Source organism: Streptomyces sp. NPDC047000 (assembly GCF_040644295.1).
In the GTDB taxonomy this organism is placed as follows: domain Bacteria; phylum Actinomycetota; class Actinomycetes; order Streptomycetales; family Streptomycetaceae; genus Streptomyces.
Genome location: NZ_JBEYWE010000004.1, coordinates 211900 through 238510, shown reverse-complemented (window position 1 = coordinate 238510; position 26611 = coordinate 211900). Strand labels below are relative to the sequence as shown.

Annotated in this window: 24 protein-coding genes and 2 pseudogenes; 12 read left to right on the top strand and 14 right to left on the bottom strand. The window is 73.2% G+C overall.

The window, feature by feature from the left end; all coding sequences use genetic code 11:
- The first annotated feature begins 57 nt into the window (after nucleotides 1-57).
- The 3 genes from ABZ862_RS09825 (at nucleotide 58) to ABZ862_RS09815 (ending at nucleotide 3241) form a co-directional block, all read left to right on the top strand.
- Nucleotides 58-966 carry a pseudouridine-5'-phosphate glycosidase gene (locus ABZ862_RS09825; RefSeq protein ID WP_360955138.1) on the top strand — a complete coding sequence of 303 codons (909 nt, stop codon included), beginning with the start codon at nucleotides 58-60 and terminating at the stop codon, nucleotides 964-966.
- Nucleotides 951-1904: a sugar kinase gene (locus ABZ862_RS09820; protein WP_360955135.1), complete on the top strand. Its 954-nt coding sequence runs from the start codon at nucleotides 951-953 to the stop codon at nucleotides 1902-1904. The genes ABZ862_RS09825 and ABZ862_RS09820 overlap by 16 nt, the downstream gene beginning before the upstream one ends.
- Nucleotides 1905-2113: 209 nt before the next feature.
- A complete protein-coding gene (locus ABZ862_RS09815) occupies nucleotides 2114-3241 on the top strand; it encodes a magnesium and cobalt transport protein CorA (protein ID WP_360955132.1) in 1128 nt (375 codons plus the stop codon).
- Nucleotides 3242-3339: 98 nt separating this feature from the next.
- On the opposite strand, the gene ABZ862_RS09810 is transcribed toward ABZ862_RS09815, so the two are convergent.
- Both ABZ862_RS09810 and ABZ862_RS09805 read right to left on the bottom strand, forming a co-directional pair.
- The gene (locus tag ABZ862_RS09810) at nucleotides 3340-3765 is read right to left on the bottom strand and encodes a CBS domain-containing protein (protein WP_360955129.1); all 426 of its coding nucleotides are present in this window, start codon (nucleotides 3763-3765) and stop codon (nucleotides 3340-3342) included.
- Nucleotides 3766-3885: 120 nt separating this feature from the next.
- Nucleotides 3886-4518, bottom strand: a complete 633-nt coding sequence (locus ABZ862_RS09805) for a uridine kinase (protein ID WP_360955126.1) — start codon at nucleotides 4516-4518, stop codon at nucleotides 3886-3888.
- Between the two features lie 131 nt (nucleotides 4519-4649).
- On the opposite strand from ABZ862_RS09805, the gene ABZ862_RS09800 reads away from it, so the two are divergent.
- On the top strand, nucleotides 4650-5129 hold the full coding sequence (locus ABZ862_RS09800; RefSeq protein ID WP_360955123.1) for an anthrone oxygenase family protein: 480 nt from the start codon (nucleotides 4650-4652) through the stop codon (nucleotides 5127-5129).
- A 271-nt stretch (nucleotides 5130-5400) separates the two neighbouring features.
- Entirely contained in the window at nucleotides 5401-6888 is a 1488-nt protein-coding gene (locus ABZ862_RS09795; protein WP_360955120.1) for a glutamate synthase subunit beta, read from the top strand.
- Nucleotides 6889-7104: 216 nt separating this feature from the next.
- Here ABZ862_RS09795 and ABZ862_RS09790 read toward each other — a convergent pair whose 3' ends face one another.
- Together ABZ862_RS09790 and ABZ862_RS09785 are read right to left on the bottom strand one after the other, a co-directional pair.
- Nucleotides 7105-7359 (bottom strand): DUF397 domain-containing protein, encoded by a 255-nt coding sequence (locus tag ABZ862_RS09790; protein ID WP_360955117.1) that lies wholly within the window; start codon nucleotides 7357-7359, stop codon nucleotides 7105-7107.
- Nucleotides 7360-8220, bottom strand: a complete 861-nt coding sequence (locus ABZ862_RS09785; protein WP_360955114.1) for a helix-turn-helix transcriptional regulator — start codon at nucleotides 8218-8220, stop codon at nucleotides 7360-7362.
- A 174-nt stretch (nucleotides 8221-8394) separates the two neighbouring features.
- On the opposite strand from ABZ862_RS09785, the pseudogene ABZ862_RS09780 reads away from it, so the two are divergent.
- Nucleotides 8395-8910, top strand: a pseudogene (locus ABZ862_RS09780) (ATP-binding protein); the annotation flags it as partial.
- A 443-nt stretch (nucleotides 8911-9353) separates the two neighbouring features.
- Nucleotides 9354-9794, top strand: coding sequence for a hypothetical protein (locus tag ABZ862_RS09775; RefSeq protein WP_360955111.1), 441 nt, complete (start codon nucleotides 9354-9356; stop codon nucleotides 9792-9794).
- A gap of 159 nt (nucleotides 9795-9953) precedes the next feature.
- Here ABZ862_RS09775 and ABZ862_RS09770 read toward each other — a convergent pair whose 3' ends face one another.
- A complete protein-coding gene (locus ABZ862_RS09770) occupies nucleotides 9954-10136 on the bottom strand; it encodes a hypothetical protein (protein ID WP_360955108.1) in 183 nt (60 codons plus the stop codon).
- Between the two features lie 347 nt (nucleotides 10137-10483).
- Between ABZ862_RS09770 and ABZ862_RS09765 the strand changes: the two genes are divergently transcribed.
- The gene (locus ABZ862_RS09765; protein ID WP_360955105.1) at nucleotides 10484-11440 is read left to right on the top strand and encodes an endonuclease/exonuclease/phosphatase family protein; all 957 of its coding nucleotides are present in this window, start codon (nucleotides 10484-10486) and stop codon (nucleotides 11438-11440) included.
- A gap of 57 nt (nucleotides 11441-11497) precedes the next feature.
- Here ABZ862_RS09765 and ABZ862_RS09760 read toward each other — a convergent pair whose 3' ends face one another.
- The 4 genes from ABZ862_RS09760 to ABZ862_RS09745 all read right to left on the bottom strand — a co-directional run bounded on the left by ABZ862_RS09760 (nucleotide 11498) and on the right by ABZ862_RS09745 (nucleotide 16735).
- Complete coding sequence (locus ABZ862_RS09760) at nucleotides 11498-13438, bottom strand: FUSC family protein (protein WP_360955509.1); 1941 nt, start codon at nucleotides 13436-13438, stop codon at nucleotides 11498-11500.
- A 772-nt stretch (nucleotides 13439-14210) separates the two neighbouring features.
- Nucleotides 14211-14942 (bottom strand): hypothetical protein, encoded by a 732-nt coding sequence (locus tag ABZ862_RS09755; protein WP_360955102.1) that lies wholly within the window; start codon nucleotides 14940-14942, stop codon nucleotides 14211-14213.
- 52 nt (nucleotides 14943-14994) lie between these two features.
- Entirely contained in the window at nucleotides 14995-15957 is a 963-nt protein-coding gene (gene pip / locus ABZ862_RS09750) for a prolyl aminopeptidase (RefSeq protein ID WP_360955099.1), read from the bottom strand.
- A gap of 37 nt (nucleotides 15958-15994) precedes the next feature.
- Nucleotides 15995-16735 (bottom strand): uracil-DNA glycosylase, encoded by a 741-nt coding sequence (locus ABZ862_RS09745; protein WP_360955096.1) that lies wholly within the window; start codon nucleotides 16733-16735, stop codon nucleotides 15995-15997.
- An 85-nt stretch (nucleotides 16736-16820) separates the two neighbouring features.
- On the opposite strand from ABZ862_RS09745, the gene ABZ862_RS09740 reads away from it, so the two are divergent.
- Nucleotides 16821-17471 (top strand): RNA-binding S4 domain-containing protein, encoded by a 651-nt coding sequence (locus tag ABZ862_RS09740; RefSeq protein ID WP_360955093.1) that lies wholly within the window; start codon nucleotides 16821-16823, stop codon nucleotides 17469-17471.
- Nucleotides 17472-17474: 3 nt separating this feature from the next.
- On the opposite strand, the gene ABZ862_RS09735 is transcribed toward ABZ862_RS09740, so the two are convergent.
- Nucleotides 17475-18161, bottom strand: a complete 687-nt coding sequence (locus ABZ862_RS09735; RefSeq protein ID WP_360955090.1) for a class I SAM-dependent methyltransferase — start codon at nucleotides 18159-18161, stop codon at nucleotides 17475-17477.
- A gap of 160 nt (nucleotides 18162-18321) precedes the next feature.
- Here ABZ862_RS09735 and ABZ862_RS09730 point away from each other — a divergent pair, with 160 nt between their 5' ends.
- A complete protein-coding gene (locus ABZ862_RS09730) occupies nucleotides 18322-18600 on the top strand; it encodes a DUF6343 family protein (RefSeq protein ID WP_360955087.1) in 279 nt (92 codons plus the stop codon).
- Nucleotides 18601-18646: 46 nt separating this feature from the next.
- Here ABZ862_RS09730 and ABZ862_RS09725 read toward each other — a convergent pair whose 3' ends face one another.
- The 4 genes from ABZ862_RS09725 to rpsA all read right to left on the bottom strand — a co-directional run bounded on the left by ABZ862_RS09725 (nucleotide 18647) and on the right by rpsA (nucleotide 22665).
- Nucleotides 18647-19027 (bottom strand): tetratricopeptide repeat protein, encoded by a 381-nt coding sequence (locus ABZ862_RS09725; RefSeq protein ID WP_360955084.1) that lies wholly within the window; start codon nucleotides 19025-19027, stop codon nucleotides 18647-18649.
- A 157-nt stretch (nucleotides 19028-19184) separates the two neighbouring features.
- The gene (gene coaE, locus ABZ862_RS09720) at nucleotides 19185-19790 is read right to left on the bottom strand and encodes a dephospho-CoA kinase (RefSeq protein ID WP_360955081.1); all 606 of its coding nucleotides are present in this window, start codon (nucleotides 19788-19790) and stop codon (nucleotides 19185-19187) included.
- Between the two features lie 49 nt (nucleotides 19791-19839).
- Nucleotides 19840-20778 carry a PAC2 family protein gene (locus ABZ862_RS09715; protein WP_360955507.1) on the bottom strand — a complete coding sequence of 313 codons (939 nt, stop codon included), beginning with the start codon at nucleotides 20776-20778 and terminating at the stop codon, nucleotides 19840-19842.
- Between the two features lie 393 nt (nucleotides 20779-21171).
- The gene (rpsA, locus tag ABZ862_RS09710; RefSeq protein WP_360955078.1) at nucleotides 21172-22665 is read right to left on the bottom strand and encodes a 30S ribosomal protein S1; all 1494 of its coding nucleotides are present in this window, start codon (nucleotides 22663-22665) and stop codon (nucleotides 21172-21174) included.
- Between the two features lie 228 nt (nucleotides 22666-22893).
- On the opposite strand from rpsA, the gene ABZ862_RS09705 reads away from it, so the two are divergent.
- Both ABZ862_RS09705 and hrpB read left to right on the top strand, forming a co-directional pair.
- Complete coding sequence (locus ABZ862_RS09705; protein WP_360955075.1) at nucleotides 22894-23856, top strand: class I SAM-dependent methyltransferase; 963 nt, start codon at nucleotides 22894-22896, stop codon at nucleotides 23854-23856.
- 145 nt (nucleotides 23857-24001) lie between these two features.
- Nucleotides 24002-26584: pseudogene (hrpB, locus tag ABZ862_RS09700) on the top strand (ATP-dependent helicase HrpB).
- The last annotated feature ends 27 nt before the right edge of the window (nucleotides 26585-26611 follow it).

Genomic DNA, 26611 nt, shown 5'->3' with positions numbered 1-26611 from the left:
GACCGGGCGCGTCGGCCGCCAGGGATGAGGGTGGACCGGAAGACAGGAGGCGGACTCGTGACCCTGGTGGTGTCCGAAGAGGTGCGGGGGGCGCTTCAGGCGCGCCGGCCCGTGGTGGCGCTGGAGTCGACGATCATCGCGCACGGACTGCCCCGTCCGCGCAACCTGCGGGTGGCCCTGGAGCTCGAGGATCTCGTACGGCGGGAGGGCGCCGTACCGGCCACGATCGCCGTGCTCGACGGGCGACCGCACATCGGCCTGGACGAGAAGCAGCTGGAGCGGGTCGCGAACGACGACGGGATCCGCAAGCTGGGCCACCGGGACCTGCCGCTCGCCGCGGCCTGCGGGGCGAGCGGGGCGACCACGGTGTCGGCGACCGCGATGCTGGCGGCCCTGGCGGGCGTGCGGGTGTTCGCGACGGGCGGCCTCGGCGGTGTGCACCGGGAGTGGACGGTGACCCAGGACGAGTCGGCCGATCTGGGCCTGCTGGCACGCACCCGGATCACGGTGGTGTGCGCCGGGGTGAAGTCGATCCTGGACGTGCCGGCGACACTGCAGCGTCTCGAGACCCTGGGAGTCGCGGTGGCCGGGTACGGGACGGACCGTTTCCCCGGCTTCTACCTGTCCGACTCCGGACATCCGGTGGACTGGCGGCTGGAGAGCCCCGAGCAGGTCGCGCGGGTCATGCGGGCGCAGGATGCGCTGGGCGGGCCGGAGTCGGCGCTGATCGTCGCCCGTCCGGTGCCGGAGGCCGAGCAGCTCGATCCCGCGCTGCACGCGCGCGTGCTGGCCGACGCGCTGGAGGCGTGCGCGACGGAGGGGATCACCGGCCAGGCGGTCACGCCGTTCCTGCTGGACCATCTCGTGCGCCGTACGGACGGCGCCTCCCTGAGCGCCAATCTGGCGGCGGTGCGCGGCAACGTACGGCTGGCGGGGCGGATCGCGGCGGCGTGGACCCGGGAGTGACCACCGGGCGGCGGCCCGGGGCTCTGCTGGTCGTGGGGGATGTCGTCACGGACGTCGTCGCCCGGCACCGGGGGCCGCTGGCCCGCGGCACCGACACGGCCGCCGTGATCCGGACGCTGCCGGGCGGCGCGGGCGCCAACGTGGCCTGCTGGGCGGCGCACGCCGGGTGCCCCGACGTACGGCTGCTGGGGCGGGTCGGCGCGGAGGCGGCCGGGTGGCACGAACATGAACTGGCCGCCGCGGGAGTGCTTCCCCACCTGGTCGTCGACCCGTCCGCGGCGACCGGGACGGTGATCTGCCTGGTCGACTCGGGTGCGGACGCCGAGCGGACGTTCCTCACGGACAGCGGGGCGTCGCTGCGGCTCGGACCGGCCGACTGGTCGGACAGCCTGCTGGACGGCGTGGCACGGCTGCACCTGTCGGGTTATCTGCTGTTCGCCGACTCGAGCCGCGCCCTGGCGGAGACGGCGCTCGCGGGGGCACGCGCGCGGGGCGTCCCGGTCAGCCTGGACCCGGCATCGACGGGCTTCCTTGCCGTGCTGGGAGCGGACCGCTTCCTGGCCTTCGCGGCCGGTCTCGACGTCCTGCTGCCGAGCCGGGACGAGGCGTGTCTGCTCACCGGGCTGCCTGACGGGGCGGCCGCGGCGGCCGAGCTGAGCCGGCATGTCCCGCTGGTGGTCACCAAGCTGGGCGCCGACGGGGCGCTGGTGGCCCGGTCCGGTGAGGTACGCGCCCGGGTCCCCGCGCCATCCGTGGTGCCCCGGGACACGACGGGCGCCGGGGACGCCTTCACCGGGGGGTTCCTGGCGGCGCTGCTCGCGGGTGCGGAACCCGGCACGGCGGCGGAGCAGGGCTGCCGATCGGGGGCCCGGGCGGTGGAACTGGTGGGAGGCAGGCCGCCGGTGCGGGGCCGGACGGGCCCTCCGCCCGGCGCGTGACCGCTGCTCGTCGCGGCCCCGGGCGGTCGTTCCGCCACTCGTCCCTCGACCGGTCGTCCACAGGCGGGAACCAAGCGGAACCTGCTGTTCCCACAGGCTTTCCCGTCTGCCGTGTGCAACTGGCAGACTGATCGGCCGAGGCACGACGCGGTGCGAGGCGCGGAGCTCCGGGACAGGCCCGGAGATCCAGGACCGGCGGGGGTTGGCAGATGTCCATGGCAGGGAACCTGCGGAAGGTCACAGGGCTCGGCAGGGTCGGTGGCCTGCGCAGAGTGGCGCGGCTGACGCGGCGGCGCCCCCGGGTCGACCTGAGCCATCCCGCCCGGTCGCCGCTGGGCTCCTCCGTCGTGAACTGCGTGATGTACCAGGACGGGGTCCGCGTGCCGGTCGGCGGGGGTCTCGTCGACGCCGTGAACCATGTGCGCAGGAACCGGGGCGGATTCGTCTGGCTCGGGCTGCACGAGCCCACGGACGCGGAGTTCGCGGACGTGGCAGAGCTCTTCGATCTGCATCCGCTCGCCGTGGAGGACGCGGTGGAGGCGCATCAGCGCCCGAAACTGGAGCGGTACGGCGACACGCTCTTCGCGGTGTTCAAGACGGTCTGCTACGTCGAGCACGAGGAGCTGACCGCGACGAGCGAGGTGGTGGACACCGGCGAGATCATGGCCTTCGTCGGCCGGGACTTCGTGGTCACGGTGCGGCACGGCCGGCACGGCTCGCTGGGCCCGCTGCGCGAGGAGCTGGAGGCGGACCCGGCGCAGCTCGCCAAGGGCCCTGCCGCGGTGCTGCACGCGGTCGCGGACCATGTGGTCGACGATTACCTGAGCGTCACCGAGTCGGTGCAGGGCGACATCGACCAGGTGGAGACGGCCGTGTTCGCGACGGACGGCGCACGCGTGGACCCGGGGCGCATCTACCAGCTGAAACGCGAACTGCTGGAACTGAAGCGGGCCGCCGTGCCGCTGAGCCGCCCGCTCGAGGAGCTCGCCACCCGGCCGATACGGGTGATCGCGCCGGAGATACAGGCCTACTTCCGGGACGTCTCGGACCATCTGCTGCGGGCCACGGAGCAGATCGCCTCCTTCGACGAGCTGCTCAACTCGATCCTCCAGGCCCACCTCGCGCAGGTCACCGTGGCCCAGAACGAGGACATGCGGAAGATCACCTCATGGGCCGCGGTGATCGCGGTGCCGACCATGGTGTGCGGGATGTACGGCATGAACTTCGACCACATGCCGGAACTGCACTGGACGTTCGGCTATCCCCTGGTCCTCGCGGTGATATCCGTCGCCTGTCTGGCCCTGTACCGCGGCTTCCGGCGCAACGGCTGGCTCTGACGGCTCCGGCCGCCCGTCCGCGCGGGATCCGAAGACTCCGGCCCGCCCGTCCGCGCGGGAGGACGGGCCGGAACGGGACGCGGTGACGGGCCGCCAGGTCAGCGGTGGGACCGGGCGTAGACGCTCTCGGCCCAGGAGGCGATCTGGTCCTCGGTGAGGTGCTGGGCGAGGTCGGCCTCGCTGATCATGCCGACCAGACGCTTGTTCTCGATCACCGGCAGCCGGCGGATCTGGTGGCCCTGCATCTCCTGGAGCACCTCGCTGACGTCGGCGCTCGCGTCGATCCAGCGTGGGGTGCCCTGGGCCATCTCTCCCGCGGTCACCCTGGACGGGTCGTGTCCCATGGCGACGCAGCCCACGACGATGTCGCGGTCGGTCAGGATGCCGCAGAGCCGTTCGTCGTCGTCGCTGATGGGCAGGGCACCGACGTTCAGATCGCGCATGAGCTGGGCGGCGCGGTCCAGGGTCTCGTGGACGGGGATCCACTGGGCTCCCCGGTGCATGATGTCTCCGGCGGTGGTCATGGTGTACCTCCCGGTGCCGGGCGGCCGGCGCGGCGCCGGACACGCCACTGGTACCGGCGCCCTTCATTCTCGCCGTGCCGCCGGAGAGCCGCATGTCCACCCGCCGCCCGCCGGAGGTGTTCAGCCGTTCCAGGCCGGGTGGCGCGGGTCGTCGGTACGTATCAGGACATCGGCCGCGGCGGCGGGGTCGGTCTCGTCCGTGTAGCGCTCGAAGGCGGGCAGCGTCCAGTGGTCGGACTCGGGGGTCCGGCGGCGCAGGGCACCCGGGGAGAGGAGGAGATGGACGGTCAGGTCGAACGGGAACCAGTGTCTGAGGAGGAGCGGACCGTGCAGCAGCAGCACCCCGCCGGGGGAGAGCCGGCTGTAGGGGCTTCGGGTGGCCCGGTCGGTGGCGGGATCCCGCAGGTCGGGCAGGACACGGCCGTCGCCACCGGGCTCGAGCGGCCCGAAGACCTCGCGCCACAGGGCGCCGGTGTCGAGCCAGCCGTCGTAGTACGACTCCGGGTCGCGGTGACCGTGCTCCAGCCGCAGCGACGCGGGGCGCAGGAATCCCTCCGCGGCGACGGTCAGCGAGGGACGGCCTCTCACCCGCAGCGCCTCGGAGACCCGCTCGGCGAGGTCGCCCGGGCGGGCGGCGGGCGCGCCGTCGAGGGCGACGCGCGGCCAGGAACCGCCGTCGGCCGGCGTCAGGTCGAGCACGCGCTCGGCCAGGAGGTCACCGATCCGGTCCCAGGTGATCGCTTCGAGTCGCACAGCTCCATGATGCGTCAGGGCGGCGGCGTCCCTGCGACGCGTCCGGGACCGGTCGTTCGCCGGCGGGCATGCAGCGGGGTGCAACGGGGCAGGACGGGAACCCGGTTCGAGGGACGGGAGTTGATGGGGACATGAGCAGTGGGCCGTACATGGTGCTCGTGGTGCTGGGTGTGCTGGGGACGGGGCTGACGGCCGGGGTGTTCGTCGCCTTCTCGTCGTTCGTGATGCGGGGACTGGCCGCGCTGCCCCCGGCACAGGGGGTGGCCGCGATGCAGGCGATCAACTCGTCCGCCACGACGGTGGCGTTCATGGCCCTGTTCCTCGGGACGGCGGTCCTGTCCGCGGTGATCGCGGTGGTGACGTTCGTGCTGTGGCCGGGGGGCACGGCACCGGAGCTGCTGCTGGGCAGCGTCCTGTATCTGGCGGGGGCGTTCGGGGTGACGGTGGTGGCGAACGTGCCGCGCAACGAGGCGCTGGCGGGGCTGGAGCCGGGGAGCCCGGAGGCGGTGGCGTACTGGCCGTCGTACGTCCGTGAGTGGACGGTGTGGAACCACGCCCGGGTGATCGCCTCGGGCGGCGCCACGGCCTGCTACCTGGCGGCCCTGGTCTGAGGACGGAGACCGGCACACCGGCAGGACCGGCAGGACCGGTAGCGGAGGACGGACCCGCCCCGGCCTGCGAGAGACGTCGGCGGCCTCTCTGCGCGGCCGGTCCCCCGGACGTATGGTGGCCGGAAGAGAGCCCCTCGGCGACCCATGCGCGCCCCCGCACGCCCGCCACGCCCCGTCGTCCCGCCGCGTCCCGCACGGCCCGGCACGGACGCGGCCCACCGCGGCGCGGCCGTTCACCCCCGCAGGCAGCGACACCGCAAGGAACACGGTCATGGCCGATCCCCAGGGCTTCATGACGACATCCCGCCAGGAGTGGCCGCGCAGGCCCGTCGAGGAACGCGTCCGGGACTGGGCCGAGGTGTATGTCCGGGGCGGCCTGCTGCCGATCGTCAGCGGCCAGGCCGGCCGGTGCATGGACTGCGGCATCCCGTTCTGCCACGAGGCGTGCCCGCTGGGAAACCTGATTCCGGAGTGGAACGACCTGGTCTCGCGCGAGGACTGGCGGGCGGCGGGCGAGCGGCTGCACGCGACCGACAACTTCCCCGAGGTCACGGGCCGGTTGTGCCCGGCTCCGTGCGAGGCGGGCTGTGTGCTGGCGATCAACCAGCCGGCCGTCACCATCAGGAACGTCGAGTGCGCCGTCGCCGACCGTGCCTGGCGGGACGGCCGGGTCCCGCCCCGGCCGCCGGAGCGGCTGTCCGGGCGGAGCGTCGCGGTGATCGGGTCGGGGCCCGCCGGGCTCGCGGCGGCCCAGCAGCTGACGCGCGCCGGGCACACGGTCACCGTGTACGAGAAGGACGACCGGCTCGGTGGGCTGATGCGCTACGGCATACCGGAGTTCAAGATGGAGAAGCGCCACCTCGACCGGCGGCTGGAGCAGATGAGGGCCGAGGGGACCAGGTTCCGTACGTCGACGACGGTCGGCCACGATGTGGGCGCGGCGGAGCTGCGGGCGCGTCATGACGCGGTGGTGATCGCCACGGGAGCCAGAGCATGGCGGGAACTTCCGGTGCCCGGACGCGAGTTGACGGGAATTCATCAGGCGATGGAGTATCTGCCGCTGGCCAACCGGGTACGTGAGGGCGATCTGGACCGGTCGCCCCTGTCGGCCGCGGGCAAGCACGTCGTCATCGTGGGCGGCGGCGACACCGGGGCGGACTGCCTGGGCACGGCGGTGCGGGAGGGCGCCGCGTCCGTCACCCAGCTGGACATCTACGCCCTGCCCGGCGCCGAGCGCGACGAGGACCGGGAGCCCTGGCCGGTGTATCCGAAGGTCTACCGGCTGTCCGTGGCCCACGAGGAGGCGCGCGAGCTGCGCACCGCGCCCGTCGCGGACGCGGACGCGCGGCTGTTCGCCGCGTCGACGCTCCGCTTCACGGGCGACCCGGCCGGGCATGTGCGGTCGCTGCGCCTGACCGGGGTGGACGCGGCGCGCCGTCCGCTGTCCGGCACCGGGCGGACGCTGCCCGTCGATCTGGTGCTGCTGGCGCTCGGTTTCTCCGGACCCGACCGGTCGGACGGGCTCGCCGATCAGCTGGGGCTGGCCGTGGAGCCCGGTGGCACGATCAGCCGGGACGGCGGTTTCGCGACGAACGTCGCCGGTGTGTTCGCCGCCGGGGACGCCGCGCGCGGCCAGTCGCTGATCGTGTGGGCGATCGCGGAGGGGCGGGCGGTGGCCGCCGCGGTCGACCGCCGGCTGACGGGGAGTTCACGGCTACCGGCGCCGATATCGCCGTACGACCGGCCGATGACGGTGTGACGGCGGGCCGTGCGGCGGCACGGCCGCGCGGGGCCGGACGGCGGGCCCGGTACCCGGTCAAGGCTTCCGGGCCGCCGCCGGGTACTCCCGGGAACATCCCGGGGTACCCGGCGGCCTGCCGCTCACAGTGATCGAATCAGTACCAACATTAGGGAATTGCCAGCACACAAGTGGATGATGCCCCGCCTCGTGGCGTCGGGCGCGGGTCACCGGATGTCAGGACACCAGGAAGTCGGCCTCCCCCGCCTTGGCACCCTCGATGAAGGCGGTCATCTCGTCGGTCGTGTAGATCAGCGCGGGGCCGTCCGGGTCGGTCGACTGGCGTACGGCGATACGGCCGTCGGCGAGCTTCATCGCCTCCAGGCAGTTGCCGCCGTTGCCACCGCTCCACGGCTTGTGCCAGCCCTCGCTGCCCAGCTCCCGTGCCGGCATGCCGTTGTAGACGCGTTTGCGCGGCTTGGTGAGGTCCATTCACAGCTCCTTGCGGAGATCCATGAGGATCTCCTTCGTGCGTTGTGCAGTGGCGGCCTGCGCCGCCATGCGGTCCATGACCTCGAGGTGGGTGGCCACCTCAGGACGCGCGTCGAGATAGACGGCGCCGGTCAGGTACTCGCTGTAGACCATGTCCGGCAGTTCGGGCATGGCGAATCGGAACAGCACGAAGGGCCCGAACGTGCCCGGGTGCGGGCCGCTCGCGAACGGGGCGACCTGAAGCGTGACCTGGGGCAGCGTCATGGCCTCGAGCAGCCGGTCGACCTGTGCGCGCATCACCTCCGGGCCGCCGACGGGGCGGCGCAGCGCCGTCTCGTCCATGACGGCCCAGAACCGCGGCGCGTCGGGCCGGGTGAGCAGTTGCTGCCGCTGCGTGCGCAGCGCGATGTGACGTTCGATGTCCTCGGGCCGGGTCTGGCCGATGGCACCGGACTTCAGCACCCCGCGGGCGTAGTCCTCGGTCTGCAGGAGGCCGGGGACGAAGTGCGGCTCGTAGGACCGGATGAGGCTGGCCGCGCCCTCCAGGCTGACGTACATGGAGAACCAGCCGGGCAGGATGTCGTGGAACCGCTGCCACCAGCCGGGCTGGTTGGCCTCCTCGGCCAGCTGGACGAAGCCCTCGGCCTCGTCGTCCGGGACCCCGTAGGCCTTCAGCAGCAGCTGGAGGTACGGGATCTTCAGCGCGACCTCGGCCATCTCCATACGGCGGACGGTGGCCGGGGCGACACGCAGGATGCGCGCGGCCTCCTCACGTTTGAGACCGGCGCCCTCCCGCAGGTCCAGCAGGCGCCGGCCGAGGACGACCTGTCCCACCGTCGGCGCGGACCGCGGCTCGCTCACGCTCCACCTCCACCAAAGATCACTGACAGCCCGGCGGCGCCGTGAGGAGACCCGTTCGACGATCCGGCCGGATCCTCGCCGATCCCTGTCGGCGCCGTTCGTCGTGCTGTTGCGAGCAGTGTGCCACGCCCTTCCACAACGTCATACGGCACTCTGCATTTTTCATTGTGACACTTGCCAAGTGTTCGCGACGGGGCGATAGTGGCAAGCGTGATTCCGTCCGCGCCCTTAGGAACAGACGCCGCCGCAGGCCGCCTCGGACCAGGCGCCGCCGCGGCAGCACGCCCCTCCGGGCCCGCTGCCGAGCGCCGGTTCCGTTTCGAGCTGGCCGCACACCCCGGCTCCCCCGCACAGGCCAGACGACTGGCGCGGGCACGGCTGACCGGCTGGTCGGTGTGCGAGGACACCTGCGACACAGCGGCCCTGGTGATCTCCGAACTGGTCACCAACGCCATAGTCCACACCGCCAGCAGCCATGTCGTGTGCGAGCTGCGTGATCACGACGACCTGGTGCGGATAGCCGTGCGCGACGAGGGGTGCGCGCCCGGTGAACCCCATCCGTCACCGCGGCTGCCCGAGGAGGAACACGGGAGGGGGTTGCTCCTCATCGACGCGCTGTGCCATGCCTGGGGTGCCCAGGAGAGCGGCACCGGCCTGCTGGTCTGGGCCGAACTGCCACGCGGGGCGGACTCCGTCGAGGGCACGGGCCCCGCGCACGGCACCGGGACGGTGTCCGACGGTGGGGCAGTGTCCGGCGGTGGGAGCGGGCACGACGGCGTGAGCGCGCACGACGAGGCCGCCCACGCCGTGGACGGCGCCCGCTGCGACCTCGGCTGGGGCCCCCGGCCCAAACCGGCACCGTCCGACGGGCCCGGCAGGACGGACAGGACCGACGGGGCGGACAGATCGGGTGGGCCCCGGACGGCGGAGGGATCGCTGCGGCCCGGGGAGGCCGGTCACGCTCCCGGAGCCGGCGACGTCCGTCCCACCGGCATCGCGAGCGCTCCCGCCGCGGAGGGCGAGGCGGCCGCCTGCCGCCAGGGAGTCGGTGAGGCCTTCCGGCACGGCGTCGCCCAGCTCCGGCACTACGGTCTCGGTATCGGCCGGCCTCGCAGCGCCGGAACGGAATGGGGATGAGCCGGGCGCCCGGGGGTCAGGTCCTCGGCCTCGACACCCTGGTCCGGCTGGGGCGCGAGCTGCGCCCGCCGGCCACGCCCCGGCGGCTCCCGGTGCCCGAGGGCATGACGGCACCGCTCGGCTGCGACGCGGTGGCCGTGCCCGCCGCCTGCGGCCCGCTCGTCCTGCCACGCCTGCCGCGGGTGGGGTGCGTCTACGCCGACGAGGCGCACTGGTGGTGGATCGTGCCGTCCGACTCCGACTACGCCCTGCAGTGGCCCGCGCCCGCGCGCTACGCCGTCGGCGCGGTCCTGCCCGACACACCGCACGCCCACGGCCCGAGGCTCATCCACCGGCCGGACGGCACCCTTCCGTACACTCCGCCGATCCCCCTCTATCTGGCCCTGTGCCGGGTGACGGGGACGACCCCGGGATGGTCACGGCCGATCAGCGCGTGACCCGGCAGGCCGCGGCGGGGTCCGGCAAGGCCCGGCGGCACCGGGCGGCGGCGCCACGACGGCCGTGGGCCGGCGCGAGGCCGCGCGGGCGGTCCGGAACGTACCCACCCCGCCCGAAGCCCCTGCCCGAAGCCCCGTCCGACGGGGCCGTGCCGCGCGCTACGCGACGGCGTCGGCCGCGTCGCCGCTGCGCACGATGACCAGGAACGTGTCCGTCGCGAGGTCCATCACGACCTCGGCGGGCAGGCCCTCCAGACGCCGTGCCTGTGCGAACTCCTCCGCCGGCCACGAGCCGCGTGGGCCACCGGCCGGGAAGCGTTCGAGCACCGTTCGCCCGTTCACCCTGCACCTCCGTGTCGTGCTGTCCTCGTGTAGTTAAACGCCGAAGGTGGGGTGAACGCCTCGCCAAGTGACGGTATTGAGACGTAGTCGACACGGAATCCGCGCCACCTGCGAGTTCCCCGTCGGCAATCTTGCGTTCATTGTCGATATTTGCCCGCATTTGCCCTGACCGGGTCCACGGGGCACCGGACCGGACTCCGGCCGGCTCGTGATCGTCGTGCGGGATGACCGTGCGTACGGCGATGATGAAAGCGGGGGGAGAGACCGTCTTCCGGCGTCGTACGTCGCGTCGCACGGCTGCCCGGAATCCGCTCATGTCCGGTCCCCACATCTGGAAGGAGCCCGGCATGCTCCTCGGAACCTGGAACCTGGAGAACCTGTACCGGCCCGGTGGCCGGTTCGGTCCCACGGACGAAACCGAGTACAAGACGAAGCTGGCCTCCCTCGCCGCCGTCATCACGGATCTCGGCCCTGCGCTGCTGGGGGTGCAGGAGGTCGGCGAGCCGGGCGCCCTGGAGGATCTCGTCGCGATGCTGGACGGCGAGTGGCACATCGCGCTGTCCGGACACCCCGATGGACGCGGCATCCGGGTCGGGGTGCTCAGCCGGGCGCAGCCGCACGTGGTGGCCGACGTCAACGCGTTCCCCGAACGGCTGCACCCGATCCAGTCCGACGACTCCGGGCCGGCGGTCCTGCAGGCAGGCCGCGGCTTCCTCGCCGTCGAGGTGACGACCGGGGCCGGGCCGCTCACGGTGGCCGTCGCCCACCTCAAGTCGAAGCTGCTGACGTACCCCGGCGGCCGCTTCTTCCCGCACGACGAGGGCGAACGGGCCCGCTACGGCGCGTACGCGCTCTACCGGCGGGCCGCCGAGGCGGCGACGCTGCGGGAGCTGGCCGACCGGCTGCTGGCCGGGGACGGCCGCACCCACGACGTCGCGGTCCTCGGTGACATGAACGACGAGGTCCCGGCCGCGACCACCCAGATCCTGCTCGGCCCGCCCGGCTCGGAACTCGGCACACCCGGCTACGAGCGTCCTGACAACGGCGACCCGGCCCGGCTGTGGGACGTGGCACCGCTGATCCCCGCCGAACGGCGCTACTCGCGGATCAGCTTCGGACGGCGGGAGCTGATCGACCACATCCTGGCCAGCCATCGGCTGGTGCACCGGATCACGGCCGCGGGCACCGGGCTTCCGGACGACGGCGCGCTGCTGCTGCCGTCCGTGCACGAAGCCCCCTCCGAGCGGCGCGGGGTGCCGGGGTCGGACCACGCGCCGGTGTGGGTACGGGTCGATCTGGCGTAGGCCGGTCTGACGTGGGCGGATCCGGCGCAGGTGTTTTCCGGACCCTGTCCCGGAAGGTCAGCCGGCCGCGGGAAGCGTGATCTCGCGCAGGCCGAGGCTCCGGCGGCGCCGCTCCAGCTCGGCGAGGAGTCCGGTCAGCTGCTCGGTGTGTCGGGGGCTGAGGCGGCCGGCGTCGTCGAGGTGGACGGCGCAGGCGGTGGTGGTGTCGACGAGCGTCTCCAGCAGCGCCGCGATCTCGTCGGTGCCCTCCGTGTGCCGGGCGAGGGCGGGCAGCTCCGCGGAGGCGAGGGCGATGGCGGCGCGGGCCTCGGCGAGCGTGCGGTACGCCTCACGGCGCAGGGCCCAGCGCTCGGCCCGGTCGCCCCGGTCGTCGCGGTCCGCCCGGCCGCCGGTCTCACCGGTCTCACCGGTCTCACCGGTCTCACCGGTCTCACCGGTCTCACCGGTCTCACCGGTCTCACCGGTCTCGGGGAACGCGGCGGGTGCGCCGGTGGTGCCCGGTTCGCCGAGGACATGGGTGAGGTAGGCGTGCGCCGCCGTGCCGGCGGTGGCGAGCCGGGCCCGTACGCCGCCCGCCCGCTCCCCCGGCATCGGCAGATGACCGACGACCAGCACGATCGCGCAGGCCAGCAGGGTCTCGCCGACGCGGCCCGCGGCGGGCTGCGGTTCACCGCCGGCCATGACGAGGGCCAGCACCAGGACGGTGACGGCGGCGGTCTGCGCGGCGAAGTGCCGGGTGGCGACCGGCAGGAGCGCCCCGCTGACGGTCACCAGCAGGACCGCCCCGGCGGGCTGGGGCAGTACGGCGGCGAGCGCGGCGAAGCCGAGGGCCCCCAGCACGGTCCCGGCGGCCCGGCACAGCACCCGGGAGGCGAGCGGTCCCAGGTCGGGCTTGACGAGGAACACGGCGGTGGCGGGCAGCCAGTACCAGTGCTGGTGCGGCTGGTTGCCGTACCAGTGGAAGTGGCGCAGGACCTGGGCGATGGCCACGGCGGTGCCGAAGGACAGGGCGACACGGAAGCCGTACTCCCGGCCGCCGGGGCCCAGGGCGGCCCTGACGAGGTCCGCGGCACCGCGACGGCGCTCGTGCAGCCGCCGGTGGCCGCCGCCGTCCTCGGCGCGGTCGAAGGCCTCCGCGGCGCGCAGCAGGGCGTCGTCGAGGGCACGCAGGGCGGGGGCCGACCGGCTGGGCGCGGGCAGCGGGCCGGTGCCGGCGTTGCCGCGCACGGCGGCGGCGAGCCGCCGGGGTCCCTGGGCGGCCCGTTCCGAGACGGGTTCCCCGGCCCAGGCGAGCGCGGTCGCGGCTTCGGCGAGGGGCAGCGCGGCGGTGTACTGGGTGTGCAGTCTGCGCTCGGCGGCCGAGCTGGCCCAGAACCGCAGGCGGGGGCCGGTGAGGGCGTCCTGCGCGTGGTCGAGGGCGGCGGTGAGCGCGGCGCGCCGGCCCACGGCGGCGTCGGTCCCGGCCGCGTCGAGCAGCGCGGCGACGGCGTCGTAGACCCCGGCGACGGCGGCACGCTCGCCGTCGAGCAGGTAGGCGCGGCCGATCGCCCGGGGCGAGGGCAGGGCGAGCCGCAGCAGGAGCAGCCAGCCGGCTCCGGCGACGAAGGCCAGGGCCCGCAGCCAGCCGGGGTCGGGCAACGGCAGACCGGCGCCGACGGCGGAGAGGGCCAGCAGCTGGGTACCGGCGCCCGAGGCCACGGGTCCTGCCGCGATGACGCTCCCGGCGACCAGGGCGACCGCCGTGAGCAGCAGCGTGAGCGGGACCGCGCCGAGGTACTGGCCGGCGTACGTCCCGGTCAGCAGGCCCACGACACCGGCGAGCGCGGGTGCTCCGATCCGCTTGACCGCGGCGCGCCGGCTGCCGGGGCGGTCGTTGATGCCGGCGAACATCGCGGCGATGGCGGCGACGACACCGACACCGACGTGGTGCGCCAGCACGCCCCCGAGAAGCAGCGGTCCGCCGGTCAGCGCCCCGCGTGCGACGGCGCTCCAGGGCATCGGGCCGCGCTGGGCGCGCAGGACGTGGGCGAGCCAGGGCGGCAGGGAGAGACGGGGGGTCCGGACGGGCGGCCGGGTGTGCGTCCGGGAACGGGTACGGACGGCGGGGCGGGACACAGGGCTCCTGTCGTGGGCGACGGCGGTGGGTGCCTTCGGGCGACGGTGGCCGGGCTGGTCTGCGGTGTCCATCGTAGCGACGGCGCCGGAACGTGACGGGGTCAGGGGTGTTTCACAAGGGTGAACGGTGCCGTGAGCCGATTGATTCCGGGACGCGTCCCGGACAGGTGATCCGGACAGGTGATCCGGACAGGTGATCCGGGTGCGCGATCCGGGTGGGTTCGCCGCGCAGGGTCCCGGCGCGCCGGACGGGTGCCGGGAACGGGAGCGGACCCGGGGGCGTAGCCTGCCCCCGGGCCCTGTGAGGCCGCCCACGATCGCACGCCGGCACGCTTGAGGACCCGGGTGAGGTTGATGTCGCCGCGTCCTGCCTTTGGACCACCGCGCATCGAGCTGCGCGGGCAGGACTTGAACCTGCATCTCGACGTCCGGGCCCCGGGCCCGGTCGATCCGGCGATCGGCGGCGAATACTGAGTCTGGAGCAAGAGTCTGAGATTGAACGCGGTCTGCCTCTGCCGGTTGGGCCACCGCGGCACGGTGTGATGCCGCGGGGAGGACTCGAACCTCCACTGGGACCGCATCGTCACGACAAGCTTCAGCTTCAGCTTGCGCTCCTCGCGCACCCCGGTCACAGCGGACCGGGGAGTCTGGAAGGCTACCCGAAGAGGTAGCCGAACACGGCGTCACCGATGTGCTGGTCGACGACGTCCGCGCCGTTCGCCTCCTCGCGGGCGAACTTCACGGCCTGCTGCAGTCTCTCGACCCGGTCGAGGAGTTCGTTGACCCGCCGGGCGGGCAGCGCGCCGGAGAACTTCACGGTCGTCCAGTACCCGACCGGGATGTCCTCGTAGTACACCTCGACCTGTGCCGGATGCTTCTCGGTGGCCTCCGCCTTGACATGGTTGCGGGGGACCTTCCTGGTCCGCAGGGTCCGCACCGGCTCGGTCTTCCAGGAGTCGGTGGAGGGGTCCTGGACCCAGGACTCGGAGGCGTCCAGAACGGGCAGCTTCCGTACGAAGGTGTTGAGGTCGACGAGCTGCTTCTCCAGGAACAGCAGATACGCCACCGGCGCATCGGTCAGGAGCACCCTGCCGTCCACCTTCACATCGGCACGGGCGGTGCAGTTGGCCCAGTCCTTGGTGGCGGTCACGTCGAACAGCCGGGTCAGGGTGGCCGCGGTCTCCCGCAACACGTCCTCGGCCTTGACCTGCACTCGCGTGGACTCCGGCGGCAGTTGCTCGCCCTCCTCGTCCTTCGGCTGGTACGTCCGCGAGATGCCCGCCAGCAACGCGGGCTTCTGCAGCCCGTGATGAGCGGCCGTCAGGTCCTGGTGCGCCTTGGACTTGATGCCCTTCTCGACTGCGATGATCTGATTGAGTTTCGCCACGTGAAGGACGGTAGCAGCGGTAAGTGCCCCGGCTCGAAGGATTATCCGGCGGTCAGCGTCGCGCGTACCTGTCCGTCGCCGCCACCAGGAGGTCCGCCGTGCCGGGGGCGCTCGCGGTGTGACCGGCGCGGTCGACCACGTGCAGTTCGCTTCCCGGCCAGGCGTGGTGGAGGCGCCAGACCGTGCCGAGCAGATTGCCGAGGTCGAGGCTGCCCTGGACCAGGGTGCCGGGGATGTCCTTCAGGAGCGGTGCGTCGCGCAGGACGACGCCCTCGTCGTTGCCGTCGCCCAGGAAGTGGCCGTTGCCCCAGTAGTGGGTGACCGTGCGCGCGAAGCGCATGCGGAACTCCGGGTCCTCGTAGCGTTCCACCGAGCGTGGCGGCGCCGGGAGGATCGCCGTCTCCCAGTCGGTCCAGGCGCGGGCGGCCCGCTCCCGGACGGCCGGGTCGGGTGACTCCAGGAGCCGGTTGCAGGCGGCCGCGAGGTTTCCGGCCCGGTCCTGTTCCGGGAGCTCCGCGAGAAAGCGGGCGAACGCCTCCGGGAAGATCGCCCCGAGTCCTCTGGTCAGCAGGGCGACCTCGGCGTCGGAGCCGGTGGCGACGGCGGTCAGGACCAGCTCCGTCACCACCCCCGGGTGTGTCTGCGCGTACCGCAGCCCGAGCACCGACCCCCACGAGACACCCCACACCAGCCACCGCTCGATGCCCAGATGCCGGCGCAGCAGCTCCAGATCGGCGATGAGGTGCGCCGTGGTGTTGACGCTCATGTCCGTGTCGTACGCGCTCGCCGGCGGGGTGGAGCGGCCGCTGCCCCGCTGGTCCAGCAGGACGATCCGGTAGGCGGCCGGGTCGAAGTAGCGGGCGTAGGCGGGCGAGCTGCCGGAACCCGGGCCGCCGTGCAGCGCCAGTGCGGGCTTGCCGCGTGGATTGCCGTAGGTCTCCCAGTGGACGCGGTTGCCGTCCCCGACGTCGAGCATGCCCTCGTCGTACGGCGTGGTTTCCGGGTACAGGCCCATCGGAGCAACCTAGTGCCCGTGCGGCGGCAGGGTCGCCTCATTTCCTGCCGGGTTCGGGGGAGGCGGTCGGCAGCCCCGCCGCGGTCGCCGCCGTGCGCAGGACGTCCCTGAGCATCGCCGGGGTGAGACGGCCCGTGAAGGTGTTGCGCTGGCTGACGTGGAAGCAGCCGAAGAGGGCCAGGTCACCGAGCCGGACCTGGGCGCCGTGGGCGAAGGCGGGACGGGGCCGCGGGACCGGCCGGCCCGCCGCGGCCAGGGCGGGCAGCGTGGCCTGCCAGCCGAAGGCGCCGAGGACCACCACCGCCCGGAGCGTGGGCCGCAGCAGCCGCAGTTCCCGGACCAGCCAGGGACGGCAGGTGTCGCGTTCCCCGGGCGTCGGCCTGTTGTCCGGCGGGGCGCAGTGCACGGGCGCGGTGACCCGCACGCCGAAGAGCTCCAGTCCGTCGCCGGTGCCGGCCGACGTCGGCTGCGAGGCCAGCCCCACATCGTGGAGCGCCCGGTACAGCACGTCCCCCGACCGGTCGCCGGTGAACATCCGGCCGGTGCGGTTGCCGCCGTGCGCGGCGGGCGCGAGACCGATGATCAGCAGCCTGGCGTCCGGTGGCCCGAAACCCGGCACCGGCCGCCCCCAGTAGGTCTGGTCGGCGAAGGCCGCCCGCTTGACCCGGGCCACCTCCTCCCGCCACTCGACCAGCCGTGGGCATGCCCTGCACCCCGCGACGCGCTCGTCGAAACGTGCGAGCCCGCCGCCCGCCGGACGGTCCGCGTCACCTTCCATACATCCACCGTAGGCCCCGCCGGTCACCCCTCACCTCACGGAAATGCGGACGTGTCCCGGCGGCCGGGGAGTTAGGGTCGGGTGCATGGCTTCGCAGGGTGACCAGGACAGGAACGGCGGACCGGGCGGGACCGCGGGCGCCGCGCAGGATGCCGCTGCCGCTGCCGGGCACGGTGGCGCCGGCGGTCCGGCCGCGGCCACCGGTGCACAGGACGCCGTGCGGCCGGACGCCGCTGCCGACGCGAAAACCGCGGCGGCGGTCGCCGCCGCCGAGGCGGCCGGGCCCGCGGGCGGCGAGACCGTGCGCATCGACAGCTGGATCTGGGCCGTACGCCTGATCAAGACGCGTTCCCAGGGCGCCACGGCCTGCCGTGGCGGGCATGTGCATGTGAACGGCGAGCGGGTCAAGCCCGCCTATTCCGTGCGCGTCGGCGACGAGGTGCGGCTGCGGCACGAGGGGCGGGAACGGGTCGTCATCGTGAAGCGGCTGATCCGCAAGCGGGTCGGCGCCCCGGTGGCCGTCCAGTGCTACGTCGACAACTCCCCTCCGCCCCCGCCGCGCGAGGTCGTCGCCCCCGCCGGCATCCGCGACCGCGGCGCCGGCCGGCCCACCAAGCGCGACCGGCGCGAGATGGAACGCCTGCGGGGCTTCGGCGGACTGCCCGGCGCACCGGGTGCGCCGGGCAGTCCGGGAGTACCCGGTGCACCGGGCGGACGGCCGCCCCGCGGCAGGTGACCGCTACTCCGCAGGCACCGGCACCGCCCGCACCCATGTGCCGTCCTCCGTCAGATACTCGTCCGCTCTCAGTCCCACCTCCTCCAGCGCCGCCTCGAACTGCTCCTTCGTCAGCGGCCGGGATCTGAACGTCTGCGTCCAGACCGCGTCCGGGAACACATACTCGGCGCGCACCGAGTTCACCCCGTCCCCGACCGGCTCCGCCGAGAGCATCCGCACGGTGAAGCCGGCCGGGTCGACCCGCTCACGCGGTATGTCGGTGTGCCAGTCCTGGCCCTCCCGCTGGATCAGGACCTGCCCGTCCGCGGCGACGTGCCGCACGCAGGCCCGCAGCAGACCGCGCCGCACTCCCGGGTCCCCCGCGTGCACCAGGAACGACCCCAGCAGCACCACGTCGAACGACTCGCCCAGGTCGAGGTCCTCGATCGGACCGCATATCGTGCGCGCCCCGCGGACGCGCTCCAGCATCTCGGCGGACTCGTCGACCGCCGTGACCGCGAACCCGCGCTCCACCAGTGCGTGCGTCACCCTGCCCGCGCCGCTGCCCAGCTCCAGGATGCGGGCGCCCGCCGGGACGGCCGCGGCGACGACATCCGGCTCGTTCCCCACCGGCAGCCGCGCGTACAGCTCCACCGCGCAGCCGTCCGGGGTGATCGCTCCGGGACCCGTTCCCTCATGGCCCTCACGCATTTCCCGTCTCATGCCCGGACAACGGCCCGCGATCGCATGCCCGTTCCCCCACCCTCCTGGATTCACTCTTTCGGGTGGTCGCGGCGCCCCGACTCTGCCGCCGTGCTGTGGAGAACGGCGGTGGCGGAGAGTACGTTTTCCAGCAGGAGCTGTGGTCACGATGCGTACGGGCAGTGAACCGGTGACCGCCCGCAGTGCGCTGCGGGCCCGGTTCTGGCTGAGCGTGTGGGGACTGGTCTGGGCGGTTCCGGGGACGGTCGTCTTCGCGCTCGTGGGGCTCACGGGGTGGGCGGTGGTCTGCGGAGCGCTGAGTGCGGTGATCGCCGTGGACCTGGCCGTGATCATCCGCCATATGCGGCAGGGGCCGCACTACCAGCCGGGGCCTGAGATCCCGCCGTACCGGCCGCCGTATCCACCGCCGCGGCACCGTCACCCATGAGCCGTCCGAGCCGTCCACGGGCCGGAGGGCCGGGCGGTCCCGGTCCTCACATGTCGAACCGGGCAGCCTTCAGGTACTGCGGGTTCGGATCGAGTGCGGCGGCCAGCCGGAAGTGCCGTTTCGCCTGGTCGGGGCGGCCCTGGCGCTCATAGGTGCGGGCCAGGGCGAAGTGCGCGAACGCGTTGTCCGGCTCGCGTTCCAGCACGACGGCGAACTCGAGTTCGGCGGGCCGCAGTTGCGCGGCGGCGAAGAAGGCCCGCGCACGCAGCAGCCGCGCGGCCGTGTTCTCGGGGTGGGCCGCGACGACCCCGTCGAGCAGCTTCACCGCGCCCCGCGGGTCCCGGGCGGCGAGCAGTCGCTCCGCGGCACGGAAGTCGATGACATGGGTCTCCGGACTCCGTCCGGGTGAACCGCTGGTCTCGGGCACGGCGAAATCCTTCCCTCGCGGACCCCGTTCAACGCCCGTGACAGCACCGCTATTCCGAACTGTTCCGATTCGTCGTGCCGGACCGGTGCGTGCCCCCTCGTCCCGCTCACACGTCCCGCTCGTCCGCGGGCCGTCGCGGGCCTCCCCGCAGGCGCCGTCACGCCCGCCGCGACACGCGCTCCGCCAGTTCGTCCCACACCTCGCGGACCCGCTGCCGCAGCGCTTCCAGCGGGACGTCGTTGTCGATGACGATGTCGGCGACGTCCAGGCGCTGCCGGCGGGTCGCCTGCGCGGCCATACGCGCGCGGGCGTCCTCCTCCGTCATGCCCCGCAGCCGTACCAGCCGGTCGAGCCGGGTCGCGGGGCTCGCGTCGACGACGACCACCACGTCGTACAGCGGCGCCAGACCGTTCTCCGTGAGGAGCGGGACGTCGTGCACCACCACGGAGTCCTCGGCGGCTGCGCTCTCCAGTTCCCGGGAGCGGGCCCCCACCAGGGGATGGACCAGGGAGTTGAGGACGGCGAGCCGCGCCGGGTCGGCGAAGACGACCGAGCCGAGCCTGGTCCGGTCGAGACTGCCGTCCGCGGCGAGCACCCCCTCGCCGAACGCCTCGACGACGGCCGCGAGCCCCGGGGTTCCGGGCTCGACGACCTCGCGCGCGATGCGGTCGGCATCGATGAGCACCGCGCCGTGCTCGACGAGCAGCCGCGACACCTCGCTCTTGCCGGCGCCGATCCCACCGGTCAGGCCCACCTTCAGCATGGACGGAAGCCTAGGCCCTCTCGCCGCGTTCCCGCCCGGTCCGCGCGGCTCAGCCCTCGCCCTCCCGTTCGGCCAGGAACCGCTCGAACTCGCGCCCGATCTCGTCCGCGGACGGGATGTCGGCGGGCTCGGCGAGCATGTTGCCGCGGCTCTCGGCGCCCGCGACGGCGTCGTACTGGTGCTCCAGGCCCTGCACCAGGGCGGTCAGTTCCTCGTCGCCCTCCTGGACCTGCCGGTCGATCTCGGTCTGGGTGCGGTGCGCTTCCATGCGCAGGGTGTGCGCGATGCCGGGCAGGACCAGACCGGTGGCCGCGGTGATCGCCTCCAGGACGGTGAGCGCCGCGTCCGGGTACGGCGAGCGGGCGATGTAGTGCGGTACGTGCGCGGCGACGCCCAGCACATCATGCCCGGCCTCCATGAGGCGGTACTCGAGGAGCGACTCGGCGCTGCCGGGTACCTGTGCCTCGTCGAAGGGACTGCGGTGCCCGGGTACCAGGTCGGTGCGGTTGCCGTGCGGGGTGAGGCCGACGGGGCGGGTGTGCGGGACGCCCATCGGGATGCCGTGGAAGTTCACGGACAGCCGGACCCCGAGCCGCTCCACGATCTGCCGTACGGCGGCGGCGAAGCGTTCCCACTCCACATCCGGTTCGGGACCGGACAGCAGCAGGAACGGCGCTCCGGTGGCGTCCTGCACGAGACGCACCTCGATGGCCGGCTCCTCGTACCCCGTCCAGCGGTCGCGCTGGAAAGTCAGCAGCGGGCGGCGCGCCCGGTAGTCGACGAGCCGGTCGTGATCGAAGCGGGCCACGACCTGCTGCGGCAGCGAGTCGAGCAGCGCTTCGGCGATCTGGTCACCCGTCTCTCCTGCGTCGATGTATCCGTCGAAGTGGTAGAGCATGACAAGACCGGCCGATTCCTGGGCCAGCGCCATGTCGACGACGGCCAGCCCCTTCGGCTCCCACGTGTACAAACCCTGCGGATCCAGCACGATGACCTGCTCCTCCTCGTGTTCGTACGCCACAACGCCCGGTGGGGCACGGTCATTCCCCCCGTCCGCCCCGCACCCCCGATCAGCCGCGTTCTCACGCCCCTCTCATGCTGGCCGCCCGACCCTGAGCCGCGGCTGAGCCGCGCCGCCGATGGCTGGGGCGGTCCTGAAGCGGAGCCTTGCATCCGCCGGTCACGACGTACAGGCCGACGGTGTGTCACCCGTGTTTCCGAGCCTTGTGCAGGGCTCTGCGCGGGGCCTTGGACATGCGGCCCTGGACGTACGGCCTTGGACATGCGGTCATGGGCATGGCCGAGGGGCCGCACCTCGAAAGGTACGGCCCCTCGGCCACCGGTCAACGGCCACCGGCTTGCGCCGGTGCGGCGGCAGGCGTCAGCTCTGGCCGCCCGCCAGCTTCTCGCGCAGGGCGGCAAGCGCCTCGTCCGAGGCCAGCGCGCCGGAGTTGTCGGCACCCTCGGAGGAGTACGAACCGCCACCGGTCGCGGCCGGAGCGGCGGCCTCGCCACCCTCGGCGGCAGCGGCCTCGTCGGCCTCGCGGGACTTGATGACCTGCTGCTGGTGCTGCTCGAAGCGGGTCTGCGCCTCCGCGTACTGGTGCTCCCACGCCTCGCGCTGGGTCTCGTAGCCCTCGAGCCAGTCGTTGGTCTCGGGGTCGAAGCCCTCGGGGTAGATGTAGTTGCCCTGGTCGTCGTACGACGCGGCCATGCCGTACAGGGTCGGGTCGAACTCGACCGAGGCCGGGTCGGCGCCGAAGGCCTCGTTGGCCTGCTTCAGCGAGAGGCTGATGCGACGGCGCTCGAGGTCGATGTCGATGACCTTGACGAAGATCTCGTCGTTGACCTGGACGACCTGCTCCGGGATCTCCACGTGGCGCTCGGCCAGTTCGGAGATGTGGACCAGACCCTCGATGCCCTCGTCGACGCGGACGAACGCACCGAACGGAACCAGCTTCGTGACCTTGCCGGGCACGACCTGGCCGATCTGGTGGGTGCGGGCGAACTGCTGCCACGGGTCTTCCTGGGTCGCCTTCAGCGACAGGGAGACACGCTCGCGGTCCATGTCGACGTCGAGGACCTCGACGGTGACCTCCTGGCCCACCTCGACGACCTCGGACGGGTGGTCGATGTGCTTCCAGGACAGCTCCGAGACGTGCACCAGACCGTCGACGCCACCCAGGTCCACGAAGGCACCGAAGTTGACGATCGAGGAGACCACACCGGAACGGACCTGACCCTTCTGGAGGGTCGTGAGGAACGTCTGACGGACCTCGGACTGGGTCTGCTCCAGCCAGGCACGGCGGGACAGGACCACGTTGTTGCGGTTCTTGTCCAGCTCGATGATCTTCGCCTCGAGCTCCTTGCCGACGTACGGCTGGAGGTCGCGGACGCGGCGCATCTCGACGAGAGAGGCCGGGAGGAAGCCGCGGAGGCCGATGTCGAGGATGAGACCACCCTTGACGACCTCGATGACGGTACCGGTGACGATCCCGTCCTCTTCCTTGATCTTCTCGATGGTGCCCCAGGCACGCTCGTACTGGGCGCGCTTCTTCGAGAGGATCAGGCGGCCTTCCTTGTCCTCCTTCTGGAGGACGAGGGCCTCGATCTCGTCACCGACGGCGACGACCTCGTTGGGGTCGACGTCGTGCTTGATCGAGAGCTCGCGGCTCGGAATGACACCTTCGGTCTTGTAACCGATGTCGAGCAGGACCTCGTCCCGGTCGACCTTCACGATGACGCCGTCGACGATGTCGCCGTCGTTGAAGTACTTGATCGTCTCGTCGATCGCGGCGAGGAAGGCTTCCTCGTTACCGATGTCGTTGACCGCTACCTGCGGGGTGGTGGCGGTGGTCTCGGTGCTGCTCGTCATGTGGGAAAGGGCTCCGGTACGGACATTGAAGTCGTAGGCACTGCTCACGCCGGGAGCCCGTTTCGCTCTGCAGAAGCCGGACAGCTTAGGAAGCGCCCCACCGGAGAACAGTGACGGCGCCTCGACAACCGAGGGGACATACAACAGATGCGAGCGCAGCCTGCTACGTCTGAGGTGCGCAGGCTCGCAGCGCAACTTGTAGCATACGGGGGCAGCCGGGCAGGGTCAATGCACGAAGGCGCACACCCGGGGCGGAACACCGCATACCCGGCACAAGATCCGTCCCATGAGGCCGCACAGGCCCACGGGAACCTCTTCCGCGCCGCCCGCGCGCGTCGGACTGGACGGAAGAGTACGACGAGGGAGCCGATCATCCAAGTGCCCGAACCGTTCGAGCCCGAAGCCACCCGTCGTGCCGCCGGCGTCACGGAGAGCGCCCGGGCCAACCGGGGCTGGTGGGACCGCAACGCCGACGAGTACCAGGTGGAACACGGCACGTTCCTCGGTGACGACCGCTTCGTCTGGGGCCCCGAAGGGCTGGACGAGGTGGAGGCCGAGCTGCTCGGGCCGCAGGAGGAGCTGAAGGGCAAGGACGTCCTGGAGATCGGTGCGGGCGCGGCGCAGTGCTCGCGCTGGCTGGCCGGGCGGGGCGCGCGGCCGGTGGCACTGGACCTCTCGCACCGCCAGCTCCAGCACGCGCTGCGGATCGGCGGCTCGTTCCCGCTGGTCCAGGCGGACGCGGCCGTGCTCCCGTTCGCCGACGGCTCCTTCGATCTGGCCTGCTCGGCGTACGGGGCACTGCCGTTCGTCGCCGATCCGGTACGGGTGCTGCGCGAGGTGCGCAGGGTGGTGCGGCCCGGGGGCCGCTTCGTGTTCTCGGTGACGCATCCGATCCGCTGGGCCTTCCCCGACGAGCCCGGCCCCGAGGGGCTGTCGGTGTCGGGGTCGTACTTCGACCGCACGCCCTACGTCGAGCAGGACGACGCGGGCCGGGCGGTGTACGTGGAGCACCACAGGACGCTCGGCGACCGGGTGCGGGACATCGTGGCGGCGGGCTGGCACCTGGTGGACCTGGTGGAACCGGAATGGCCGGCCTGGAACACCGCCGAGTGGGGTGGCTGGTCACCGCTGCGCGGGAGCCTGATCCCGGGGACGGCGATCTTCGTGTGCGAGCGTGACACGCGGGACTGACCGACGGGCGCGGCATCCACGCGCGCGTGGATGCCGTCATGCACGCGTGTGTCCGTGGCGCCTGTCCTGCACCTGTTGCACGCGCCGGGCGTTCCGTCCGCCGGACGGCGGCGCACGGCACCGGGGGCGTACGACACTGGGGGGCGTGATCTGCCACGACGCCCTGGACGCGCTCCCCGTCCGTAGTGCCCTGCCCGCTCTCGCGGACGCCCTCGCGGACGGCGGCACGGCCGTCCTGGTGGCGCCGCCCGGCACCGGCAAGACGACACTCGTGCCGCTCGCCCTGTCGGGGCTCCTCGGCGGGGCTCCGGCGTGTCGTGTGGTGGTGGCCGAGCCGCGCAGGATCGCCGCGCGGGCCGCGGCCCGTCGGATGGCGTGGCTGCTGGGCGAGCAGGTCGGCCGGAGCGTCGGTCACACCGTGCGCGGTGAGCGGGTGGTGGGGCCGCGCACACGCGTCGAGGTCGTCACGACGGGTGTGCTGCTGCAGCGTCTGCAACGGGACCAGGAGTTGTCCGGCGTCGACGTGGTCGTGCTGGACGAGTGCCACGAACGGCATCTGGACGCGGACACGGTGGCGGCGTTCCTGTGCGACGTCCGGGAGACCCTGCGGCCGGAGCTGCGGCTGGTCGCGGCTTCGGCGACGACCGACGCGGAGGGCTGGGCAGGGCTGCTGGGCGGCGCGCCGGTGGTGGCGGCGGCGGGTGTGTCGTTTCCCGTGGACGTGGTGTGGGCGCCGCCGGCGCGTCCGGTACGGCCGCCGCACGGGATGCGGGTGGACCCCGCGCTGCTGGGCCACACGGCGTCCGTGGTGCGGCGTGCGCTCTCCGAGCAGGAGGGTGATGTGCTGTGTTTCCTGCCCGGGGTGGGCGAGATCGCCGGTGTCGCGGGGCGGCTCGGGGACCTGGACGGCGTCGACGTGCTCCAGGTGCACGGACGGGCCTCCGCCGCCGTGCAGGACGCGGTGCTGTCGCCCGGGGAGCGGCGCCGGGTGGTGCTGGCGACGTCGGTCGCGGAGTCGTCGCTGACCGTTCCGGGGGTGCGGGCGGTCGTCGACTCCGGTCTCGCGCGGGAGCCCCGGGTGGACCACGCGCGCGGGTTGAGCGCGCTGACGACGGTGCGGGCGTCGCAGGCGGCCGGGCGGCAGCGGGCCGGCCGCGCCGGGCGGGAGGCGCCGGGGACCGTGTACCGGTGCTGGACGGAGGCCGAGGACGTCCGGCTGCCGCGGTTCCCGGCGCCGGAGATCCAGGTGGCCGACCTGACGGCGTTCGCCCTCCAGGCGGCCTGCTGGGGCGATCCGGACGCCTCCGGTCTTGCCCTGCTGGATCCGCCGCCGGGCGGGGCGATGGCCGCGGCACGGGACGTGCTGTCGGCGATCGGCGCGGTGGACGCCGCCGGGCGTGCCACGGAGCGCGGGGCGCGGATGGCCCGGCTCGGCGTGCATCCGCGGCTGGCCCGGGCCCTGCTCGACGCGAGCGGTGTCGTCGGGGCCGGCCTGACCGCCGAGGTCGTGGCGCTGCTGAGCGAGGAGTGCCCGCGCGAGTACGGCGACGACCTCACCGCGGCCCTGCGCACGGCCCGCCGGGGCGGCGACGCGTATGCGGCCCGCTGGCGGACGGAGGTACGGCGTCTGCGCTCGGCCGTCGCGGGGACGGCCGGGGCATCCGCTCCCGGCGGGTCCGGTCCCGGCGGGCGGGCGCACCGGTCCGACGGTGGCCGTGCCGGGAGGGAGGGGCCGGTCGAACCGGCCGGGCCGGCCGGTGAGGACGCCCGGGTCGGGATGGTGGTCGCTCTCGCGTTTCCCGAGCGCGTCGCCGTGCTCGACGGCACGTCGTATCTCATGGCGTCCGGGACGCGGGCCGAGACGGCGGGGCCGGCGCTGCACGGGGCCCGGTGGATCGCCGTGGCCTCGGCCGACAGGCCCGTCGGCAGCAGGCACGCGCGGGTGCGGGCCGGAGCCGTGATCGGGGAGGACGCGGCCCGGGGTGCGGCCGGGGCGCTGCTGCACGTGCGGGACGAGGTGCGCTGGTCCGACGGGGATGTCGTCGCACGGCGTGTCGAGCGGCTGGGAGCGATCGAGCTCGCGGTGCGGCCGCTGTCCGGCGCCGATCCTCTGCTGGTGCGCGGTGCGCTGCTCGACGGGTTGCGCCAGGAGGGGCCGGGGCTCCTCAGGTGAACGCCGGATGCCGTCGTGCTGCGGCAGCGGCTCGCCTTTCTGCGGCTGCGCGTCGGGGAACCGTGGCCGGACGTGTCCGACGACGCGCTGCTCGCACGCGTGGACGACTGGCTGGAGCCCGAGCTGGGCCGGGCGCGCCGACGCGCCGATCTCGCGCGTGTCGACGCCGGTCGGTCGCTCACCAGGCTGCTGCCGTGGGCCTCGGGCGAGGCGGCCCGGATCGACGAACTGGCCCCGGAGCGCGTCGCCGTGCCCAGTGGGTCCAGGATCCGGATCGACTACGGGAACCCGGAACAGCCGGTGCTGGCGGTGAAGCTGCAGGAGATGTTCGGCCTGCGCGTGTCGCCTTCGGTCGCCGGGGTGCCGCTGCTCGTCCATCTCCTCTCCCCCGCCGGACGGCCGGCGGCGGTCACCGCGGATCTCGCCTCCTTCTGGGCGGACGGCTACAGGGGCGTCCGCGCGGAGCTGCGCGGCCGGTACCCGAAGCACCCCTGGCCGGAGGACCCCGCGACGGCCGAACCGACGCGGCACACCAGCGCACGGCTCAGGCGCTGACCGGTTCAGTCACTGACCGGCTCAGGC

Bases quoted from the DNA above. Each gene is read 5' to 3' on its own strand.
- ABZ862_RS09815 (WP_360955132.1), top strand. From the start codon at position 2,114: ATGTCCATGGCAGGGAACCTGCGGAAGGTCACAGGGCTCGGCAGGGTC.
- ABZ862_RS09810 (WP_360955129.1), bottom strand. From the start codon at position 3,765: ATGACCACCGCCGGAGACATCATGCACCGGGGAGCCCAGTGGATCCCC.
- ABZ862_RS09800 (WP_360955123.1), top strand. From the start codon at position 4,650: ATGAGCAGTGGGCCGTACATGGTGCTCGTGGTGCTGGGTGTGCTGGGG.
- ABZ862_RS09795 (WP_360955120.1), top strand. From the start codon at position 5,401: ATGGCCGATCCCCAGGGCTTCATGACGACATCCCGCCAGGAGTGGCCG.
- ABZ862_RS09790 (WP_360955117.1), bottom strand. From the start codon at position 7,359: ATGGACCTCACCAAGCCGCGCAAACGCGTCTACAACGGCATGCCGGCA.
- ABZ862_RS09775 (WP_360955111.1), top strand. From the start codon at position 9,354: ATGAGCCGGGCGCCCGGGGGTCAGGTCCTCGGCCTCGACACCCTGGTC.
- ABZ862_RS09765 (WP_360955105.1), top strand. From the start codon at position 10,484: ATGCTCCTCGGAACCTGGAACCTGGAGAACCTGTACCGGCCCGGTGGC.
- ABZ862_RS09760 (WP_360955509.1), bottom strand. From the start codon at position 13,438: ATGCCCTGGAGCGCCGTCGCACGCGGGGCGCTGACCGGCGGACCGCTG.
- pip (WP_360955099.1), bottom strand. From the start codon at position 15,957: ATGGGCCTGTACCCGGAAACCACGCCGTACGACGAGGGCATGCTCGAC.
- ABZ862_RS09745 (WP_360955096.1), bottom strand. From the start codon at position 16,735: ATGGAAGGTGACGCGGACCGTCCGGCGGGCGGCGGGCTCGCACGTTTC.
- ABZ862_RS09740 (WP_360955093.1), top strand. From the start codon at position 16,821: ATGGCTTCGCAGGGTGACCAGGACAGGAACGGCGGACCGGGCGGGACC.
- ABZ862_RS09735 (WP_360955090.1), bottom strand. From the start codon at position 18,161: ATGCGTGAGGGCCATGAGGGAACGGGTCCCGGAGCGATCACCCCGGAC.
- ABZ862_RS09730 (WP_360955087.1), top strand. From the start codon at position 18,322: ATGCGTACGGGCAGTGAACCGGTGACCGCCCGCAGTGCGCTGCGGGCC.
- coaE (WP_360955081.1), bottom strand. From the start codon at position 19,790: ATGCTGAAGGTGGGCCTGACCGGTGGGATCGGCGCCGGCAAGAGCGAG.
- rpsA (WP_360955078.1), bottom strand. From the start codon at position 22,665: ATGACGAGCAGCACCGAGACCACCGCCACCACCCCGCAGGTAGCGGTC.
- ABZ862_RS09705 (WP_360955075.1), top strand. From the start codon at position 22,894: ATGCACGAAGGCGCACACCCGGGGCGGAACACCGCATACCCGGCACAA.